Below are 19,007 nucleotides of genomic sequence, written 5' to 3' on the forward strand. Positions count from 1 at the left end.
TATATCGTTAGTGGCGTGGCAAAAGCATTCGGCTGACGCTTCACCCACCTTCTTATTATATGCACCCGACTACTTTTTGGCAAATCCAGCGGCCATCTTCGCAGCCTACTGCAACACGATTACACCACACGCCACCACAACCAAAAACATCAAGGCGCTACCAACACCTTCCCGGTTACGATTTATCGCCATGCGCATAGCAATTGTACTTGGTTGGGCGCCAGATCACGGGAAGGTTCCAAAAGCGAAATCACCGCCAACGCCAAAAACCTTGGAATCCCCGAATCCCAAGGCTTTTGGCATCAAAAAATACACCTGCCCAAATCAAACTACTTCCCCTATCCAGCCCACACAAACCGCCAATCCAATCTGGCCAAACAATCACAGCAACAGCCAGGCCCCCGCTCCACCCAGCACCTACAACCGGCTAACCGGCTCTACCGAATCGCCTTCATAACCCGTTGACGACCAGAAAAAGTAGCAACCTCCGCCACCCCAAGCGCACGAATCGTCTCCAAATTCGCCGCCACATACCTCCCGATATCGTCGGGAAAATGCGCATCCGACGAGAGCGTCAGCGGAACGCCATGCGCCACGAGAACGTCCAGAAAAGCCGGGCTGGGGCACATCTCCTGTACGGGATAGCGGTAATACAGCCCCGCGTTGATCTCCGTCGCCGTATCCGTTTCTTTCAAAGCGGCGGCGATCCTGTGGTAATACGAAACAAGCTCCGACTCCGCAGGGCGATAGGAGAACACTTTCAGATTGTCCAGATGGGCGACAAAGTCGAACAGCCCGCTTTTGACCATGCATTCGACCGTGTGGAAAAAGTCCGCGTATAGCTGCTTCAGGTCATGCTGCTCAAACAGATGGCGCGTCTCGGGATTGTCGAAGCCCCATCCGTGCAAAAAGTGGACAGAGCCGATTACATAATCCCACGAAGCGCCTGTCAGCAAGCACTGCAATTCCGCTTCCCCGCCGACGAAGTAATCCGCTTCGATCCCCAGCCGCAGCTCCACGCCGCTTGCCGCCCAGCGCGGCTTTGCTGCCTCGATGGCGGCGCAAAAGTCGCCGAGGCTCTCGGTACACACTTGATTGAGCCAGGTGCGCTGCAAACGGCCCAAATCAGTGTCGCCAAGCTCCATAAACTGCTCAAAGTACGGACGGGCTTCGCGAAAGCGGTATAAATGATCGACAATCCCCACTTCCTTCAAGCCTTTGTGCAGCGCCTCCCGCAAATACAGATCGAGCCAGGACGGATCGTATGCGCCCAGAGACAAACGGTTATTTAATCGCGCCAGACTGTCCTGCAGCCAGGCGCGGGTATGTCGAGGTTCAGTCAACGGGTAAAAGTAGTCGAGAGCCGCATTGGTACGCTCGAGCCAACGCAACGAATAAGGCCCTTCTTCCAGATGAAGATGGTAGTCGATCAGCATGGGAAGTCTCTCCTTCGCGGATGTTCGCTTATCCATGTGGTTTGCATGCCCGACGAGAGCCATTCATCCGGCATCGGCTGGTCACAGACGACCGCGCTGACATCCGCCCAGCCGCAAATGCGGAAAAATTGCGTTTGGCCGATCTTGGAGGCGTCCCCCAATACGTAGACTTGCTCGGCGCGTTGCACCATCATGGTGGAGCACAACGTTTCTTCCATGTCGTAGTCGGTAAAGCCGTCAGCCGTCATTCCTCCGCAGGAAATAAACGCTTTGTCAAAATGAAAGCGCGAGAGCAGCTCGCACGTAAACGCCCCGGCGACGGATTGTTGCGCGGGATGGGTCAGGCCGCCCAGCATAATTACCTGCCCGTTGAATTGGTTCGCTTCCAACAGCTCGTTTAACAAAGAAGCAGCAGGCAGCGAATTGGTGACAATCGTCAACTGGTTTAGACCCTTGATCGCACGCGCCAGCTCCAGTGTCGTCGTCCCGACGTCGAGCGCGATCGTGTCTCCGTCAGATAAAAGCTCAGCCGCGATTTGCCCGATTTTCGTTTTCGCCGCCTGTTGAATCGCCTGTTTCTTTTCAAAGTGCGGCTCCCGATTCGCCAAATGATAAGGGATGGCTCCTCCGTACACTCGCTTTAGCATGCGCTGCTGTTCCAGTTGGTCCAGATCGCGCCGAATAGTCTCCGGCGTCACTGCCAGGCTTTTGGCCAGATTCATCACCTGAATTTTACCGTGGCGGTTCAGTTCGTCCAAAATCACTTGCTGTCGTTCTTCAGGCAATAGTGTCATAAAGCGGAATCACATCCTTGGGACATAAGTACAATGTTTTGGTTGCGCCTGCCTGCTCCGGCTCATAGGACAGGTGCAGGGAGTCCACCAGCACGGGAACTTCGCCAATGTTCAGCTCGTAACGGGTAACGTTGCCGAGCATGGTTACATGGGCAATATTTCCGGTCAAGCGGATGTCCTCCGCAGCCATCCGCTGTTCGCGAAACGTCTCCGGACGGATGGCGAAGCGTTCGGCTGCCGGAGCGGCCAGATCAGGCGCGATTCGGTTCAACTGCTCGGCGGTCAGTACGTTGTAATTCCCGATAAAACGGGCGACAAATTCCGAGCGTGGCTGGGTGTATATCTCATGCGGACTGCCGTGCTGAACGATTCGTCCGCCATTCATGATGTAGATGCGGTCACTGACAGCCATGGCCTCTTCCTGATCGTGCGTCACCAGCACCGTCGTCATGTTCAGCTCGCGTTGAATCGTGCGCAGTTGCTTTTGCAAATTTTTGCGAATCTGCGCATCCAGCGCACTGAGCGGCTCGTCCAGCAGAAGCACCTTGGGCCGCGTGACCAGAGAACGGGCGAGTGCCACGCGCTGCTGCTGACCGCCAGACAATTCACGCGGATAGTTTTGCTCTTTTCCCGTAAGCCCCACCAGTTCGATCATTTCCTGCACGCGCTGCCGAATGTCCGCCTTCGGGATTTTGTTCATTTCCAGGCCAAAGGCAATGTTTTGACTGACCGTCAGATTGGGAAAAAGCGCATACGATTGGAACACCATGCCGATCTCCCTGTTTTTGGGCGACACGTCTGTCACGTCTTTGCCGTCAATGTAGATCGTGCCCGTATCAGGGGCAGTCAGACCGCTGAGGATGCGGAGCAACGTACTTTTGCCGCACCCGCTGGGGCCAAGCAAGGTAACCAGCTCGCCTTTTTCAATGGCAAGCTCGAGCTGCTTCAGCACGTTTTGGCCGTGAAAGGTTTTGGACAGATGTTCGATTTGGACGTAACTCATCAAGAAACCTCCTTGCGTGCGAAACTTCGGCGCGTGAATTTTACAATCAGCCCGGTGATGACAGCCATCAGGGCAAAATAAGTGACGGTAATCGCGCTGGCGATATGCCCGCTTGTCGATAGCTTGGCGTACAAATACAACTGCAAGGTTTCGAATCTGCCGCCCACCAAAATGTTAATCAGGACAAATTCCCCGAACAAAATAGAGAACGACAAGAGCGCAGACACGAGAATCCCGGACATGATATTCGGAACGATAATCCGCACGAACGCCTGCCAGCGGCTCGCGCCCAGCAGCTCGGCCGCCTCCATCAACGAACGGGCTTGCAGAGCAAGCAGGCTGTTCCGCGTTCCTTGATACAGATACGGCAGCAGACCGACCAGATACGCTCCGGCCGTGATGAAAATCATCGGAATCCCGCTGCCTGAATAAGTGCGAATCAGGCCGACCGCCATAATGACACCCGGAACGGCGTAGGTGAGCATGACAAAAAGCTGAACGAGCCTCTCCAGCCGGGGAGCGTAGACGACGATTGAAAAAACAGCCGGAACGATAATGACGACGGCAGCGACAGTCGTCAGGGAGCTAAGCAAAAAGGAGCGTCCGAATGCCTGCAAAAACCGCGGGTCGCCATACAGCTCCGCGAACCATTTTCCCGTAAGCCCTTCCGGCAAAACCGTGCTGTTCCACTCGGTTGCCAGCGAATACAGCACGGTAGCCGCTACAGGCAAAAACAAATACAGCATGACCAACGCAAACGACAAGGACGGCAAACCAATCCGCTTCAAGACAAATCCCTCCGTATCTTCCGCGTCAGCCACTCGTTCACGAGCAGGGCTGCGGCAAGCGTCAGGCCGAGCAGGACAGCAAGCGCGCTACCAAGCTCGGGTCTGGCAAAAATGTCGCCGGAGACGAGCGCGCCAATCCGAATCGGCACGAGATTGTAGTTGCTCCCGGTGAGCGCGTAAGCCGAAGCATAGGCCCCCATCGCGTTGGCAAACAAAATGCTGAATGTGCCGACGATGCCTGGCAGCAGTACCGGGAAACCGATCCGCAGCCAAAAATTCCAGGGGCTTGCCCCAAGCAGCTCGGCCGCTTCCATCCACTGCTTCTGAATGGCGTGGTACAGAGGATACAGCAGCATCACTGCCAAAGGCAGTTGAAAGTAAATATAAACAAGCGTCAACCCGCTCCACGAATAAAGCGTAAACGATTGTCCGAAATCAATCCCCAGTTGCTTCGCGAGCAAAACAAACAGGCCACTGTTGCCCAACAGGACAATGAAGGCAAAAGCGAGCGGGATACCTGCAAAATTGGAGGTCAGGTTCGTAATGACGAGCACTCGCTGTTGCAGAGACTGCGGGAAGCGGGTAATCGCATAGGTAGCGAAAACAGCAGCGACGATTCCGATGAGCGAAGACAAGAGCGAGATGAGCACGCTGTTTTCAAATGCCTGCAAGTAGTACGGATTGGCAAAAATCTCGCGATAGTGACTGAATGTAAAACCGCCGTCCCCTTCGGCCTGAAAGCTCCCACCGATCATGGAAAGCAACGGGACGAGCAGAAACAGCGCGATCATCGCAAAAAACGGAATCGTCGTGACCAAAAGCATGCTGACAAATCGTTTCATCGCAAAAGCTCCTTTCTGAGCGGAAAAGACGCCCCCTCAGGGAGACGTCTTGCTCTGCCCGGATACCGTCAATGGCTGCATCGCTTCCGAGGGGGAGATGCCGAGCAGTTGGCAGGCAAACGGAGCCACCTGCAATTGCGGGATCGCCACCTCGCGTATCCCCGGAGATACCCGGTTGCTGATGACAAACAGGGGAACGTCCCGGTCAGCGCTAGACGTACCGCCGTGATTTCCGTCCGCTGTCATTCCGTGATCGGCTGTTACGATTATTTGATAGCCCGCGTCGATCCACGCGGGAAGCACGTTTGCCAGGATCGAATCTGCCGCCAGAACGCGGTTGCGATAGCGCGCGGAATCCGCCGTATGCTTGTGGCCGTCATCGTCAATGTTCATGGAGTGGACGTAAAGAAAATCCGGATTGAATCCATGCAACAAAAAGTTGGCGTCGGCAAACAGGTGAGTATCCGGATAGTGATCTTCCCAGTAAAACATCCCGTGTTGTATCGGCTTGTCCGTGTTCAACTGGATGCGGTCGTGAAACGGGCTGAACGGAGCCTTGTTGTACAGCTCGCTCACCCAGCAATAAGCGGCAGCAGCGTTGGACATCCCGTTTTTGCGCGTCAGGTGGAACAGACTCTCCTGATGCGAAAGCCGCACCGCCTGATTGCTGGAAATCCCGTTTTTCCACGCAGGGGTTCCCGTCAAAAGAACCTCGTACAAAGGCCGGGAGAGACTGGGCAATTCCGAGCGCACCTGGAAGCGGGCAGCGAAGCCGTACTCGACCAGATGATGCATGTACCCCATGTGCGAGACAGCCGTGTCGAATCTCAATCCGTCGAGCACAATCATGGCGAGCTTGTTAGCGGACATGGATCAACACCTGCTCTTGCCATAGCTGCGGCAATTTTTTCGCTGTCTCTTCCCATGCATTCAAATCGCCAACCGGACGCGCATTTTTGTACATTTCTTCCGGGAGCAGCTTGGCCTTGGCAGACTCGTCAAGCTTGGCATTCGCGCGAATGGGTCTGGCATAGCCGCGAGCCAGATTGGACTGTCCGGCATCGGAGAGGATGTATTCACGTGCCAGCATCGCGGCGTGCGGATGCTTGGCGTACTTGTTGATAAGCGTAGCGTACCCGCTGCTGACCGATGCTTCTTCCGGGATGATGACGTCAAAGCGGTTTTTGTCGATTTTGTCACGGTAGCCGAGCGCGTTGAAGTCCCACACGATGGCAACTTCGATTTCGCCCTTCTCCAGATTGGCAAGGCTCGGGTCGCTCGTGCTGAGTCGCTTGTTTTTCGCTAGGTCAGCAAAAAAGTCAACGCCGGGCTGAATATTTTTCTCGTCTCCCCCGTGGGCATAAGCGGCGGCCAGAACGGCAAACTGCGCCTGATTCGCTTTCATGACGTCGCCAATCGCGATCTTGTAGCTTCCGCTTTTCAGATCAGCCCACGACTTGGGAGGATTTTGCACTTTGGTCTTGTCGGTGAGAAAAGCGAGCGTTCCAGTATAGCCGAGCACCCAGTGCCCTTCATCGTCCTTTGCCCAGTCGGGAATGTCGTTCCAGTAGGAGGTTTTGTAAGGCAGCGTCAGCCCTTTTTGTTTGGCTAACGGTCCAAATGCGATGCCCACGTCGCCGATATCTGCTGTGGCGTCTTCTTTTTCTGCTTCAAACTTGGCCAATTCCTCTGCGCTCGACATGTCGGTGTCCGTATGCTTCAAGCCGTATTCCTTCTGGAGATTGCCCCATGTCTCTCCCCAGTTTGCCCACGTGTCCGGCATCCCTACAGAGTTGACTTCGCCCTCCTGCTTCGCTTTTTCCACGATTTGCTCCAGGGTCAATTGCGACGTATCCAGAGTAGCGTCTGATTTCGTCTCGGTGGCACATCCGGCAAGCAGTAAAACGGATGTTACGACAGCAACGGTTCGTTTCCAGCCCAACTGGTTCCCTCTCATCTTTTAAGGCCCCTTTTCGTTTTTATTTGTGTTTGATCGTTTTGTTTTTTCGTCTATCATCGTAAACAACCAAAATGAAACTGATATAAATGGGTTGTAAAGAAGCGATTAAGACTCTGTGAAAAAAGAAAAGCGGCCCTCTGCTGCCAGAGAACCGCGTCGCGTCCGAAAAAAAGCGATGATCGTTTTCACTCTTGTTGAAAAACGAAGAAGAACTAGGGGTAGTCGCACCCCTAGTCCGTTTATCGTGCTTCTTCTGTTTAGTTGTGAGCGAACTGCTCTTCTTCTGTCGACCCGGTCAAAGCTGTGGTCGAAGAAGTTCCGCCAGCGATCACTTGCGCTACTTCATCGAAATAGCCAGTGCCAACTTCACGCTGATGGCGAGTCGCGGTATAGCCGTGAACCTCGCTAGCAAATTCGGCCTGCTGCAATTCGGAGTAAGCAGCCATTCCGCGATCGCGGTAGCCGCGCGCCAGCTCGAACATGCCGTAGTTCAGGGCGTGGAAGCCTGCGAGCGTTACGAACTGGAACTTGTAGCCCATCTCTCCCAGCTCCTCCTGGAAGCGAGCGATCGATTCCTCGTCGAGCTTTTTCTTCCAGTTGAAGGACGGGGAGCAGTTGTAGGCAAGCAGCTTGCCTGGATATTGGGCATGGATCGCTTCTGCAAAGCGGCGTGCTTCCTCCAGGTTTGGCTCGGAAGTTTCGCACCAGATCAGGTCTGCATACGGAGCGTAAGCGAGTCCGCGGGCAATCGCCGCGTCCAGCCCCCCGCGGAGGCGGAAAAAGCCTTCTGGAGTGCGCTCGCCGGTGAGGAACGGCTGGTCTTGCGGATCGACGTCGCTCGTAATCAGGAAAGCGCCGTTTGCGTCTGTACGCGCTACGATGATGGTCGGAACGCCCATGACGTCAGCAGCCAAGCGAGCGGAAATCAGGTTGCGGACAGCAGCCTGCGTCGGGATCAGCACTTTCCCGCCCATGTGGCCGCATTTTTTCTCGGAAGCGAGCTGGTCTTCAAAATGCACGCCGGCAGCTCCCGCTTCGATCATGCTTTTCATCAGCTCAAACACGTTCAGTGGCCCGCCGAAGCCCGCTTCCGCGTCAGCGACAATCGGAGCAAACCAGTACGTATCTGTACCGCCTTCGGATTGGTCGATCTGGTCTGCACGCTGCAGAGCCTGGTTGATTCTTTTTACGACATGAGGAACGCTGTTTGCCGGGTAGAGGCTTTGATCGGGATACATTTGACCGGAGAGGTTCGCGTCTGCCGCCACTTGCCAGCCGCTCAAGTAAATCGCCTTCAGTCCCGCTTTTACTTGCTGGATGGCCTGATTCCCGGTCAAAGCCCCCAACGCTTTGATGTGATGCTCGGTATGCAGCAGGTTCCACAGTCGCTCCGCACCCAACCGAGCCAACGTATGCTCGATTTGCACAGACCCGCGCAGGCGGTAAACGTCCTCAGCCGAATACGTCCGGGTAATTCCCTGGAAACGCTCGGTTTGCCAGCTTTGTTCAATCTGTTGAATCGCTTCCTGCTTTGTTTGTTTGCTCATTTTCTTTTTCCCCCACTCGTTTTTTTATGATTGTTATTAAAGATAGCGATAGCCCGGTACAGTCAGAAAATCTTCGAAGTCGTCTTCTGTCACCAGCTTCAGGAACAGCTCGCCGGCAACCTGAAATTTGCTGTTTTCATAACGCTCCTGGCCAATCGCTTGTTTCAATGCCTGCAATTCCTCGCTCAGCCATTGCTTGACCAGACCCTCGGTGATCTTTCGGCCATCCTGGAGCACCCCTTGTCGATGGCGAATCCAGTGCCACACCTGAGCCCGGGAAATTTCCGCGGTCGCCGCATCCTCCATCAGATTGTGGATCGGCACTGCGCCATACCCGCGCAGCCACGCTTCGATGTACTGCAAGCCTACGCTGATGTTGGTGCGCACGCCTTCTTCTGTGATGACGCCCTCTGGTACAGCCAGCAGGTCGCTTGCCGACACCTGCACATCCTCGCGTTTATACCAGATTTGGTTCGGCTCTCTCATCAAACGGTTGAAAACTTCCATCGCCACAGGCACCAGTGCGGGATGGGCTACCCACGTGCCGTCGTGCCCGTCGTAAGCTTCCCGCTCCTTGTCAGCGCGTACTTTGGCGAGCGCTTCTTCATTTTTGACCGGGTCGTTTTTCACCGGAATCTGGGCCGCCATCCCGCCGATGCAAGGAGCCTGGCGTTTATGGCACGTTTTCACCGCCAAAGTGGTGTAGGCCCTCATAAACGGAACCGTCATCGTCACTTGCGCCCGGTCAGGGGTGATGACATCCGGCTGATTCCGCAGCTTTTTAATGTAGCTGAAAATGTAATCCCAACGCCCGCAATTCAGGCCTGCACTATGCTCCCGCAGCTCATACAAAATCTCATCCATCTCAAAGGCAGCGAGAATCGTTTCGATCAGAACCGTCGCCCGAATCGTCCCGCGCGGAATATTCAGCTCCTCCTGAGCGAACACAAATACATCGTTCCAGAGGCGCGCTTCCAGGTGGCTTTCCAGCTTCGGCAAGTAGAAGTACGGGGCTGTCTTGTTCGCGATCAAGGCATCGACGTTGTGGTAAAAGTAGAGGCCAAAGTCGAGCAGGCTGCCGGAAATCGGCTTTTGATCGAGAAGGATGTGTTTTTCGTCGAGGTGCCAGCCACGCGGCCGTACGATCAATACCGCTGTCTTCTCATTGAGGGTGTATTGCTTTCCTTCCGGGCTGGTGTATGAGATGTTGCGGCGGACAGCGTCCTTCATGTTGATCTGGCCTTGAATCGTATTTTCCCAAGTAGGCGAGTTTGCGTCCTCAAAGTCTGCCATGAAGAGACGTGCGCCCGAATTGAGTGCGTTGATAACCATTTTGCGGTCGCCGGACGGCCCGGTAATCTCCACTCGGCGATCCAGCAGATCATGCGGAAGCGGAGCTACCGTCCAATCTCCGTTGCGAATCTCGGCTGTTTCCGGCAAAAAGTCGGGCAGTTGCCCCGCATCTATTTTCAATTGGCGTTCCTCGCGAGCGGCAAGCAATTGCTGCCTTCTGTCGCCGAATTTTTGCTCCAGCTTGATGACGAACTGGATCGCTTCCGGTGTGAGAATATCCTCGAAGCCGGAGCGCATCTCGCCGGTAATCTGAATTTCCAGCGGATATGGATTGGTTGGAATCGTAGTCAAACCTGTTCACCTTCCCTTGATAACATCTGAATTATTATGGTACAGATCGAATTTTGTCCAATTATTATAGTACAGAAGATTCAAAAAAATGGCTTAATCCTGATATCCGCTGCCACTGCAATGACTGCAGCTCACATGTCCGTCCCCCAAGCAATGATGGCAAGCCGCTCCGTTGTCATCATGACCAACGCCTCCGCATCGTGGGCAATTCTGTTCGCCGTTTCCTTCACACCGATAGCAGTCCATTTCCCATTCCCTCCATATCTGTATTAAAACAATGTTCTTTTGATTTGTTTTTATTATATAACAGGGATTAGTACAGTGCAACACAATTTTCTAAAAATTATAACTGTATTAGAACACATTTTCCAAGCTGCCTTTTCCCCCTGCTCTCTCGCCTTTTCGCCGCCCAAAAAGAAAGCAGCCTCTGATCCAAACAAAGATCAAAGGCTGCTGTGCTTATTTATGGGGTTCTTCCCCCCGCTTATTTCGGCTCGATTTTTGCTACTCCGCCCATGTACGGACGCAGCACTTCCGGAATGGTGATGCTTCCGTCCGCTTCCTGGTAGTTTTCCAAAATCGCCGCTACTGTACGGCCGATGGCGAGGCCCGAGCCGTTCAGTGTATGCACGAATTCCGGCTTCGATTTGGTGTCGCGGCGGAAACGAATATTGGCGCGGCGAGCCTGGAAGTCTTCGAAGTTCGAGCAAGACGAGATTTCGCGGTACGTATTCGAGCTTGGAATCCATACCTCCAGATCGAATTTCTTCGCTGCCGTAAATCCGAGGTCGCCCGTGCACATGCTCATGACACGGTACGGAAGTCCAAGCAGTTGCAGTACCTTCTCTGCGTTTTTCACCAGCTTATCCAGCTCATCATACGAATCTTCCGGTTTGACGAATTTCACCAACTCCACTTTGTTGAATTGGTGCTGGCGAATCAGCCCGCGTGTATCGCGACCAGCCGATCCCGCTTCCGAACGGAAACAAGCGCTGAAAGCAGCATAGTATCGCGGCAAATCTGCTCCATCCATAATTTCATCCCGGTGCATGTTGGTGACAGGCACCTCTGCGGTAGGAATCAGGAAGTAGTCTGGTCCCTCCAGCTTGAAAGCATCTTCCTCAAACTTCGGCAACTGTCCGGTTCCGGTCATGCTTGCGCGGTTTACGATGTATGGCGGGATGACTTCCTCGTATCCGTGCTCGGTGGCATGCAGGTCCATCATGAAGTTCATCAATGCGCGCTCCAGGCGAGCTCCCAGTCCTTTGTAAAAGACAAAGCGGCTTCCGGTTACTTTTGCAGCCGTCTCAAAATCGAGAATCCCTGCCTGGCTGGCCAGCTCCCAATGCGGTTTGGTCTCGAAGCCAAAGCTGCGCGGCTCGCCCCACGTCCATGCCACCACGTTGTCGTCTTCAGAAGTCCCAATCGGCGTGCTTTCGTGCGGCAGGTTTGGCAGGCTCAGCAAAATGAATTCCAACTGCTCATCCAGCTTGCGCAGCTCTTCGTCCAGCTTCTTGATGCGTTCGTTTACTTCTTTCATTTCCGCGATCAGGTGGTCGGCATTCTCTTTGTTCCGCTTCATGACTGCTACTTGCTCAGACACGGTATTCCGTTTATTTTTCAGCGCCTCTGCTTCCTGAATCACTTGACGGCGTTTTTCATCGACCTCTGCAAATTGATCCAGAGCGGAAATATCTTCATTGCGATGCGCCAAACGGCGTTTTACTTCCTCCAAATCTTGCCGCAGTACTTTTACGTCCAACATGTTCGAATCCCTCCGAATCCATAATAAAAATGCAAAAAACACCCGTCCCCTAATAAGGGACGAGTGTTGTGTACCCGCGTTGCCACCCTCGTTGATACATGCCCAACCCTGGCGCATCTATCCACTCCATCCGTCATAACGGGACGGTTCCGGGCAAAGTTCATTCCTTTGCCACTCCGAGATGGATTCCCTCACATACCGGATCGGTTCGCACCTACCACCGACTCTCTACACCAGGTTGATGTGAAGTACTTGTTCTCATCATCGCATTCTCATTCATACATACTTCTATTGTTAACTGTACTACAGGTTCTATACGTATGTAAAGGGCGCTCCGCCATCATCTTGTACCAAAAAGAAAAGACCGGCATTTTGTCAATGCCGATCTTTTCATGCAAGCTTGGCTTTTATTAGCTTCTGTATTCTTTCACCATGTCGAGGAAGTATTTGTGCAGTCTTGCATCTTCCGTCAATTCCGGGTGAAAGGCGGCCGCCAGATAGTGGCCTTCTCGTGCTACCACGATCTTTTCTTCGTACTTGGCCAGCACTTCTGCGTTTTCTCCGACTTCCATAATATATGGCGCCCGGATGAACACTGCCGGGTAATCTGCACCCACACCAGCCACAGGCATTGTCACCTCGAAGCTCTCCTTTTGGCGGCCAAACGCGTTGCGCTCCACCTTGATAGCCATCAGCCCGAGATGGCAATCATCTTGCCCCTCGATCTGTTTGGCCAAAAGAATCGCGCCTGCGCAAGTGCCGAAGATCGGCTTTCCTGCTTTTCCGAACTCTTGGAGCGCCTCCATGAATCCGTACTTGTGCATCAGCTTGCTGATCGTCGTGCTTTCTCCGCCTGGGAGAACCAATCCGTCCAGCTCGTCCAGTTCTTCCACCTTTTTTACGGGAACGGCTGTCGCCCCTGCTTCTTCCAGCATGCGCAAGTGTTCTGCTACAGCCCCTTGCAAAGCGAGTACACCGATTTTCATTCTGCTCACCTTACCAGCCGCGCTCTTGCATGCGGTCTGCTTCGCGAATTTTGGAAATCTCGATTCCCGTCATGGCGCTTCCCAGACCTTTGGATACGCGAGCGATCAGTTCGTAGTCTGTGTAGTGCGTAGTCGCTTCAACGATCGCGCGGGCGAATTTCTCCGGGTTTTCCGATTTGAAAATCCCCGAGCCGACAAACACGCCGTCAGAACCGAGCTGCATCATCAGCGCCGCGTCTGCCGGAGTCGCTACGCCACCAGCCGCGAAGTTCACTACAGGCAGCTTGCCGGTTTTGTGTACTTGTTCCAGCAGCTCGTATGGGGCACCCAGATTTTTCGCTTCTGCCATCAGCTCATCGTAAGACATCGCTTGCACTTTGCGGATTTGAGCCATCATCGTGCGCATGTGGCGAACGGCTTCTACGATGTTTCCGGTTCCTGGCTCGCCTTTGGTACGAATCATGGACGCCCCTTCACCGATACGGCGAAGCGCTTCGCCCAGATCACGCGCGCCACATACGAACGGCACGGTAAATTCTTTTTTATTGATGTGGTACAAATCATCTGCCGGGGTCAAAACTTCGCTCTCGTCCAGATAGTCGACACCCATCGATTCCAGTACGCGCGCTTCGACAAAGTGTCCGATACGAGCTTTTGCCATAACAGGGATCGAAACAGCGTTCAGTACTTCCTCCACAATGCTGAGATCAGCCATACGAGCTACTCCACCGGCTGCACGAATGTCAGAAGGTACGCGTTCCAATGCCATGACAGCTACGGCACCGGCAGCTTCAGCAATTTTTGCCTGCTCAGCGTTTACGACGTCCATGATGACGCCGCCTTTTTGCATCTCAGCCATACCTTTTTTTACGCGGGACGTTCCTACTTGTACCATGTGAAAATTCCCCCTACATCATGAAGTCAGAACCGTAACTGTTATGCTCTGTTATGGTTCCTTGTTATCGTCATTGTAAACGATAGATGAGGGGGAAAACAACCATTATTTAATTTCCTGTTCCGCTACTGAACAAATTGCTGAAAAATTGAATGATGCTGCGGAAGAACAAACGAATCCAGCTCGCCTCTTCGACTTCCTGGCTGGCTACTATATCTGCGCCTGCTTTTGCCGCGTCTTCCGGCTGCAGGTAGTCGGCGTCTTTCGCTCCTTCTTCTTTCAGTACGAGCTTACCGACCACCTGGCCTTGCTTGATTGGTGCGGTCAGCTCTTGATACGTAACGGTTGGCGTGAATTTTGTCTCTGCTCCGATTTTGGTCAGCATGTTTACTTCGGTGGCAGTTACTGCGGGTACGTTGAGTTCTACTCCGTTCGTTACAGGTGCAGTTTCAAAACCTTTTACAGAAACATTTTTGTCCAATTGCTTCGTTAATTTGAAATTGCTGAATCCATAGTCATAAAGCTTTTTTGTTTCCACGAAGCGTTTTGTTTTGCTGTCTGTTCCCATTACAACAGAAATCAAGCGCATGTTATCACGAACTGCAGTACCAGTAAAGCAATTACCTGCTGCTTGTGTATAACCTGTTTTTAATCCGTCTACACCCGGATAGTAATTGGGGAGGTCAGGCAACATCCAGTTGTTGTTCGCCATTTTCAATTCATTTTTAGAACCGGGACGGAAGGTAAAACGCGGGATCTTCGATACTTCCAACGCTTCCGGGAAATCACGAATCAGGTTTCTGGCGAGGATGGCCGAATCACGAGCGGACATTAGATTTTCCACTTGATCGGTCTTGATGGAGTACGGCCCCAGTTCATTCGCTGGCAAGCCACTGGATGTGACGAAAGAGGTGTTTTTCATACCAAACTCGGCAGCTTTTTTGTTCATCATCTGCACGAAATTCGCTTCATTGCCCGCTATCTTTTCAGCAAGCAGTACAGTTGCGTCGTTGGCAGAAACGACAGCCATGGCATTGTACAGCTCCCTAACCGTGAAGGACTCCCCTAGATTCAGGTACACTCCAGAGGTATCCGAGATTCTTGCCACATAGAAGGCATATTCACTAACAGGTACCTTCTCATCCCAACTGATTTTTTTCTCCTTAACCGCTTCTAGTACAAGGTATTCTGCCATCATCTTGCTCATGCTAGCAGGAGGCAGAGGGGCATCTGGATTCATGCTGTATAGTATTTTTCCTGTCGATGCCTCTAACAGAATGGCAGATTTGGCTGCCAGTTGTAGATCAGTTGCAGGTGCTGCTTCCACCTTCGTCGCTGCTCCTCCCATTCCGGTTGCAAACATTGCGACAGAAAGGATAAAACCTGTCAGTCGTTTTTTCCAAGTAGTTCGCTTCATAGTTTCTTCTCACTCTCCAGTTTCTGTCATTAGTTCATAAGGTAATTGCGCACCAAGTGTAAGTTTAACATACCATTACGATCGCATTGAAGTCCAAATAGGCTCATTAATAGGTAATTGATTGGATATATAATATATAATTGAAACTAAAATATTTTATGGTAAAATTGGTAATATATTGAATGAATCAAGGAGGCTTATCTCATGAAGAAAGTGCTATTTAGTTTTGCTTCACTCGTTCTTGGTTTGGCTGTTATCAATCCAGTCTCTGCTCATGCAACAGTTGAAAAAAGTGATAACGCTTCCCTTGTGGAACAACAAATTAAAAAGGACATTGGTACGATGAGCATTGAGCTTGACTGGAGAGCTTTTAGTGTAACACAGGGAGGCACATATATTGGTCGCGACACCTTCCAACTCTTTGGAAAAGCTAACGCTGGATTATCTGCTTCAAAAAGTAATTGTGACATAACGGTTTACATCGAAAAATTAAGCGAAAATGGCAAAGTAGAAAAAACAATTAAATTAGGCAAATTAGCTGCTCCAAAAGGTAACACTGATTATACAGACCCGGTTTCCGTGGATCCAGGAAACTATCGCCTGAAAATAATAGGAAATATTTCCTCCGAGGGTGAAATTGCTGTTTATAGAAGATAGTGTACGTTCACCGTGGCTTGTATGAATTTTGCTTGCCACTAGTTGCCTTTTAAACTAAACCCCCCTTTCTCTCCAGAAAGGGGGGTAGTTCCTTTTAACCTATGAAATCGAGTAGTTTGGCGATTCCTTCGTAATTTGCACGTCGTGCGGATGGCTTTCGCGCAAGCCCGCACCTGTGATACGGATAAACTGCGAGTTTTGAATCAAGTCTTCAATCGTTTTCGCTCCGCAGTAGCCCATACCTGCGCGCAGCCCGCCAATCAACTGGTAGGTCACGTCTGCCAATGGCCCCTTGTAAGGAACGCGGCCCTCGATTCCTTCTGGAACAAGCTTTTGCTCGTTCTCCTGGAAATAACGGTCCTTGCTGCCCGCTTTCATCGCGCCAATCGAGCCCATTCCGCGGTACACCTTGAAGCGGCGGCCTTGGAAAATCTCGAACTCGCCCGGGCTTTCCTCTGTTCCGGCAAACAGGCTGCCGATCATAATCGCCGAAGCGCCTGCCCCGATTGCTTTTGGCAAATCGCCGGAGTATTTAATGCCGCCGTCGGCAATAATTGGAATATTGTACTCGCGCGCTACTCGGGCGCAATCGTAAATGGCAGTGATTTGCGGAACACCGATACCGGCTACGACGCGCGTTGTACAAATGGAGCCTGGACCGATCCCGACTTTGACAACGGATGCCCCTGCTTCGATCAGGTCACGGGTAGCTTGTCCAGTCGCAACGTTTCCTGCCACGATGGTCAGGTTTGGATATTCTTTGCGAATCGCTTTTACGGTATCGATGACGCCTTTGGAATGTCCATGCGCTGTGTCGATGACAAGTACATCCACGCCTGCATGTACGAGCGCTGCTGCACGTTCAAACGTATCTGCGGAAACACCTACTGCCGCACCACACAGCAAGCGTCCTTGCGGGTCCTTGGCTGCTTGCGGGTATTGGATCGCCTTTTCAATGTCTTTAATAGTAATGAGTCCACGCAAAATGTTATTTTCATCGACCAGCGGCAGCTTTTCGATTTTATGCTTTTGGAGGATCGCTTCGGCTTGCTGGAGTGTTGTTCCTACTGATGCTGTAACCAGATTGTCTTTTGTCATGACTTCCTTGATCGGTGTCGAGTAGTCATGCACAAAACGCAAGTCGCGGTTGGTCAAAATCCCAATGAGATGCTTTTCTTCATCGACAATCGGCACGCCGGAAATGCGGTATTTGCCCATCAGCGCATCCGCTTCTGCCACGGTGTGATCCTGGGTCAAAGAAAACGGGTTGGTAATGACGCCACTTTCCGAGCGCTTCACGCGGTCTACTTCACTCGCCTGCTGCTCGATCGTCATGTTTTTGTGGATGATACCAATCCCACCTTGACGGGCCATAGCAATCGCCATGGCTGATTCCGTTACCGTGTCCATTCCGGCACTAATCAGAGGGATATTCAGGCGGACAGTCTCGCTCAGTTTTACGCGAACGTCCACATCCCTTGGCAAAACTTCTGATTTTGCTGGAATGAGCAGCACGTCATCAAATGTTAGCCCTTCTTTGACAAATTTATCTTCCCGCACGGTAGAAAGCCCCTCTCGGCAAATATTTTTAAGACAGTTTAACAAACGGCATAATTTACTGTCAAGGAATGAGTAAAATGTTCGGTTATGGAGTTTATTAGACAGATAAATCAAAAAAATTACTAGCAAAAGCAACCAGATCACGAAAGTTATTGAAAGGTGGTTACGATGAATTCTGCCTGGAAAATGTTCCGTTTTTTCGAGACGGAGCCTACTGCCCGTAAATATTTGACGTCCTGCTACGACAGCATGGGCTTGGAGCATGCTGAGCGCCTGGCTTTTCAGCAAAGTTCCCGTTTTCTTTTTTTATGGAAGCAAGCGAGGCAGTTTTATACGACAGCAGCTACTGCGGACTTGTCGATCCAGCCGTTGCTGCTCTTCTATGGATGCTCCCATCTGCTGAAGGGAATGCTTCTTACGCGCGATCCGTCCTATCCGCAAAACAGCCGGGTGCTCCAGCACGGGGTCACCACGCGGAAGCTGAAGCGAAACACCTACTTGCTGCTAGAGGATGAGGTCCGGCCGCAAAAAGAAGGCTTTTTTGCTCTATTGGTCCAGCTTTTTCATCTTTCCCCTATGCAGGATCGCTATTCGATGCACGATTTGTTTGCTTCCATACCGGCAATCAGCGATGTCTACGCCGCTCTGTCCGAAAAGCCGCAGCATTGGCTGCAAGTACACTGGAGCAAAACTCATACAGCCGATCAAGCTTCCTCTGACACCCAATCGTGGGCCGAGATTGCTTTTCCGGAAAAAATGGACGGGCCGTTGGCATACTCAGCGGAAACCTTCGTTCAATACATCAACAGGGTCGCGCCAGATAGCTCGCGTTTACAATTAAGCTGGCGAGAAGGGAATGCAAAGCGAATACTTCTTCCTGAAACTGCTCTGTCCGCACTAGATCAACACCCTTTATTTCGCTGGCAAGAGCACCGGCTTTTCTTTTGGAACGGCTCGTCGGATTCGCTTCCTCTTCCCGAGTGGGCAAGCCACTTCTTGCTGCTGTATTTGCTGAGCATGCTTTGCAGATATGAAACAGAGTGGTGGGGAGAGCTGGTCTTATCCCACGGCCTTGCTGAACGCTATCTTGTGGAGCTTTTTTTGGAGCACCATATGTCTAGCTATCCCACTGTTATTATGAGACAGATCCAGCAAAAAAACTCTTCGCTCCCGCATGGCCTTCCCTTTTGTGACGGCTAAGCTGTGTTCGATTTTCCTTGTGGGTACGTCCTTGTGTTCCAAGGTACACAAAAAAAGCTGCATTCTCCATTACTCGCAAAAGTAATCGGGAATACAGCTTTTCTTCTTATTCCTTCAAAACTGAATACGCATGTTTGCTAAGAAATGTGTGGATAAGTCCTCGACCGATTAGTATTCGTCAGCTCCACGCGTTGCCGCGCTTCCACACCGAACCTATCAACCTCATCGTCTATGAGGGGTCTTACCAGCTTAACGCTGTGGGAAATCTCATCTTAAGGGGGGCTTCACGCTTAGATGCTTTCAGCGCTTATCCCTTCCATACATAGCTACCCAGCCGTGCTTCTGGCGAAACAACTGGTGCACCAGCGGTATGTCCACCCCGGTCCTCTCGTACTAAGGGCAGCTCCTTTCAAATTTCCTACGCCCGCGACAGATAGGGACCGAACTGTCTCACGACGTTCTGAACCCAGCTCGCGTACCGCTTTAATGGGCGAACAGCCCAACCCTTGGGAC

At 52.1% G+C, this 19,007-nt stretch carries 17 protein-coding genes, 1 rRNA gene and 1 other annotated feature (1 of these 19 only partly in view); of the genes, 3 read left to right on the forward strand and 15 right to left on the reverse strand.

From position 1 onward, the window contains the following. Positions 1–10 precede the first annotated feature (10 nt). Positions 11–457 carry a hypothetical protein gene (locus BA6348_RS02695; protein WP_129552159.1) on the forward strand — a complete coding sequence of 149 codons (447 nt, stop codon included), beginning with the start codon at positions 11–13 and terminating at the stop codon, positions 455–457. On the opposite strand, the gene BA6348_RS02700 is transcribed toward BA6348_RS02695, so the two are convergent. The 13 genes from BA6348_RS02700 to BA6348_RS02760 form a co-directional block, all read right to left on the reverse strand. After that, positions 438–1,436, reverse strand: a complete 999-nt coding sequence (locus tag BA6348_RS02700; RefSeq protein WP_122952835.1) for a histidinol phosphate phosphatase domain-containing protein — start codon at positions 1,434–1,436, stop codon at positions 438–440. The genes BA6348_RS02695 and BA6348_RS02700 overlap by 20 nt on opposite strands. Next, positions 1,430–2,230 (reverse strand): DeoR/GlpR family DNA-binding transcription regulator, encoded by an 801-nt coding sequence (locus BA6348_RS02705; protein WP_005833566.1) that lies wholly within the window; start codon positions 2,228–2,230, stop codon positions 1,430–1,432. Before BA6348_RS02705 ends, BA6348_RS02700 begins: the two co-directional genes overlap by 7 nt. Beyond that, positions 2,214–3,233, reverse strand: coding sequence for an ABC transporter ATP-binding protein (locus tag BA6348_RS02710; protein WP_007776224.1), 1,020 nt, complete (start codon positions 3,231–3,233; stop codon positions 2,214–2,216). Before BA6348_RS02710 ends, BA6348_RS02705 begins: the two co-directional genes overlap by 17 nt. Continuing rightward, positions 3,233–4,021 (reverse strand): ABC transporter permease, encoded by a 789-nt coding sequence (locus BA6348_RS02715; RefSeq protein WP_122952836.1) that lies wholly within the window; start codon positions 4,019–4,021, stop codon positions 3,233–3,235. The genes BA6348_RS02710 and BA6348_RS02715 overlap by 1 nt, the downstream gene beginning before the upstream one ends. Beyond that, positions 4,018–4,863 (reverse strand): ABC transporter permease, encoded by an 846-nt coding sequence (locus tag BA6348_RS02720; RefSeq protein ID WP_007776217.1) that lies wholly within the window; start codon positions 4,861–4,863, stop codon positions 4,018–4,020. Before BA6348_RS02720 ends, BA6348_RS02715 begins: the two co-directional genes overlap by 4 nt. Positions 4,864–4,899: 36 nt before the next feature. After that, a complete protein-coding gene (locus BA6348_RS02725; RefSeq protein WP_007776211.1) occupies positions 4,900–5,733 on the reverse strand; it encodes an alkaline phosphatase family protein in 834 nt (277 codons plus the stop codon). Further along, positions 5,723–6,820 carry an ABC transporter substrate-binding protein gene (locus tag BA6348_RS02730; RefSeq protein ID WP_005833560.1) on the reverse strand — a complete coding sequence of 366 codons (1,098 nt, stop codon included), beginning with the start codon at positions 6,818–6,820 and terminating at the stop codon, positions 5,723–5,725. Before BA6348_RS02730 ends, BA6348_RS02725 begins: the two co-directional genes overlap by 11 nt. Before the next feature lie 260 nt (positions 6,821–7,080). Beyond that, positions 7,081–8,370 (reverse strand): isocitrate lyase, encoded by a 1,290-nt coding sequence (aceA, locus tag BA6348_RS02735; protein WP_005833559.1) that lies wholly within the window; start codon positions 8,368–8,370, stop codon positions 7,081–7,083. A gap of 36 nt (positions 8,371–8,406) precedes the next feature. Continuing rightward, the gene (gene aceB, locus BA6348_RS02740; RefSeq protein ID WP_005833558.1) at positions 8,407–10,014 is read right to left on the reverse strand and encodes a malate synthase A; all 1,608 of its coding nucleotides are present in this window, start codon (positions 10,012–10,014) and stop codon (positions 8,407–8,409) included. 484 nt (positions 10,015–10,498) lie between these two features. Continuing rightward, positions 10,499–11,779 (reverse strand): serine--tRNA ligase, encoded by a 1,281-nt coding sequence (gene serS / locus BA6348_RS02745; protein ID WP_005833557.1) that lies wholly within the window; start codon positions 11,777–11,779, stop codon positions 10,499–10,501. A 52-nt stretch (positions 11,780–11,831) separates the two neighbouring features. Continuing rightward, positions 11,832–12,053, reverse strand: a binding site (T-box leader). 136 nt (positions 12,054–12,189) lie between these two features. Beyond that, complete coding sequence (pdxT, locus tag BA6348_RS02750; protein WP_005833556.1) at positions 12,190–12,765, reverse strand: pyridoxal 5'-phosphate synthase glutaminase subunit PdxT; 576 nt, start codon at positions 12,763–12,765, stop codon at positions 12,190–12,192. Positions 12,766–12,775: 10 nt separating this feature from the next. Next, positions 12,776–13,660 (reverse strand): pyridoxal 5'-phosphate synthase lyase subunit PdxS, encoded by an 885-nt coding sequence (gene pdxS / locus BA6348_RS02755; protein ID WP_005833554.1) that lies wholly within the window; start codon positions 13,658–13,660, stop codon positions 12,776–12,778. 109 nt (positions 13,661–13,769) lie between these two features. Next, on the reverse strand, positions 13,770–15,077 hold the full coding sequence (locus BA6348_RS02760) for a D-alanyl-D-alanine carboxypeptidase family protein (RefSeq protein ID WP_025844407.1): 1,308 nt from the start codon (positions 15,075–15,077) through the stop codon (positions 13,770–13,772). 204 nt (positions 15,078–15,281) lie between these two features. Between BA6348_RS02760 and BA6348_RS02765 the strand changes: the two genes are divergently transcribed. Then, positions 15,282–15,734: a hypothetical protein gene (locus tag BA6348_RS02765; protein ID WP_026556983.1), complete on the forward strand. Its 453-nt coding sequence runs from the start codon at positions 15,282–15,284 to the stop codon at positions 15,732–15,734. A gap of 99 nt (positions 15,735–15,833) precedes the next feature. Here BA6348_RS02765 and guaB read toward each other — a convergent pair whose 3' ends face one another. Further along, positions 15,834–17,294, reverse strand: coding sequence for an IMP dehydrogenase (guaB, locus tag BA6348_RS02770; protein WP_007781275.1), 1,461 nt, complete (start codon positions 17,292–17,294; stop codon positions 15,834–15,836). A gap of 168 nt (positions 17,295–17,462) precedes the next feature. Between guaB and BA6348_RS02775 the strand changes: the two genes are divergently transcribed. Continuing rightward, positions 17,463–18,494, forward strand: a complete 1,032-nt coding sequence (locus tag BA6348_RS02775; RefSeq protein WP_122952837.1) for a YaaC family protein — start codon at positions 17,463–17,465, stop codon at positions 18,492–18,494. Positions 18,495–18,642: 148 nt separating this feature from the next. Here the strand turns inward: BA6348_RS02775 and BA6348_RS02780 are convergent. Beyond that, positions 18,643–19,007 (reverse strand): 23S ribosomal RNA (locus BA6348_RS02780) (it continues 2,607 nt past the right edge of the window).

This window comes from Brevibacillus agri, assembly GCF_004117055.1.
Taxonomy (GTDB): Bacteria; Bacillota; Bacilli; order Brevibacillales; family Brevibacillaceae; genus Brevibacillus; species Brevibacillus agri.

Excerpts from the sequence above, each read along its gene's own strand:
- BA6348_RS02700 (WP_122952835.1), bottom strand. The coding sequence starts at position 1,436 with ATGCTGATCGACTACCATCTTCATCTGGAAGAAGGGCCTTATTCGTTG.
- BA6348_RS02705 (WP_005833566.1), bottom strand. The coding sequence starts at position 2,230 with ATGACACTATTGCCTGAAGAACGACAGCAAGTGATTTTGGACGAACTG.
- BA6348_RS02710 (WP_007776224.1), bottom strand. The coding sequence starts at position 3,233 with ATGAGTTACGTCCAAATCGAACATCTGTCCAAAACCTTTCACGGCCAA.
- BA6348_RS02720 (WP_007776217.1), bottom strand. The coding sequence starts at position 4,863 with ATGAAACGATTTGTCAGCATGCTTTTGGTCACGACGATTCCGTTTTTT.
- BA6348_RS02725 (WP_007776211.1), bottom strand. The coding sequence starts at position 5,733 with ATGTCCGCTAACAAGCTCGCCATGATTGTGCTCGACGGATTGAGATTC.
- BA6348_RS02730 (WP_005833560.1), bottom strand. The coding sequence starts at position 6,820 with ATGAGAGGGAACCAGTTGGGCTGGAAACGAACCGTTGCTGTCGTAACA.
- aceA (WP_005833559.1), bottom strand. The coding sequence starts at position 8,370 with ATGAGCAAACAAACAAAGCAGGAAGCGATTCAACAGATTGAACAAAGC.
- serS (WP_005833557.1), bottom strand. The coding sequence starts at position 11,779 with ATGTTGGACGTAAAAGTACTGCGGCAAGATTTGGAGGAAGTAAAACGC.
- pdxT (WP_005833556.1), bottom strand. The coding sequence starts at position 12,765 with ATGAAAATCGGTGTACTCGCTTTGCAAGGGGCTGTAGCAGAACACTTG.
- pdxS (WP_005833554.1), bottom strand. The coding sequence starts at position 13,660 with ATGGTACAAGTAGGAACGTCCCGCGTAAAAAAAGGTATGGCTGAGATG.
- BA6348_RS02760 (WP_025844407.1), bottom strand. The coding sequence starts at position 15,077 with ATGAAGCGAACTACTTGGAAAAAACGACTGACAGGTTTTATCCTTTCT.
- BA6348_RS02765 (WP_026556983.1), top strand. The coding sequence starts at position 15,282 with ATGAAGAAAGTGCTATTTAGTTTTGCTTCACTCGTTCTTGGTTTGGCT.
- BA6348_RS02775 (WP_122952837.1), top strand. The coding sequence starts at position 17,463 with ATGAATTCTGCCTGGAAAATGTTCCGTTTTTTCGAGACGGAGCCTACT.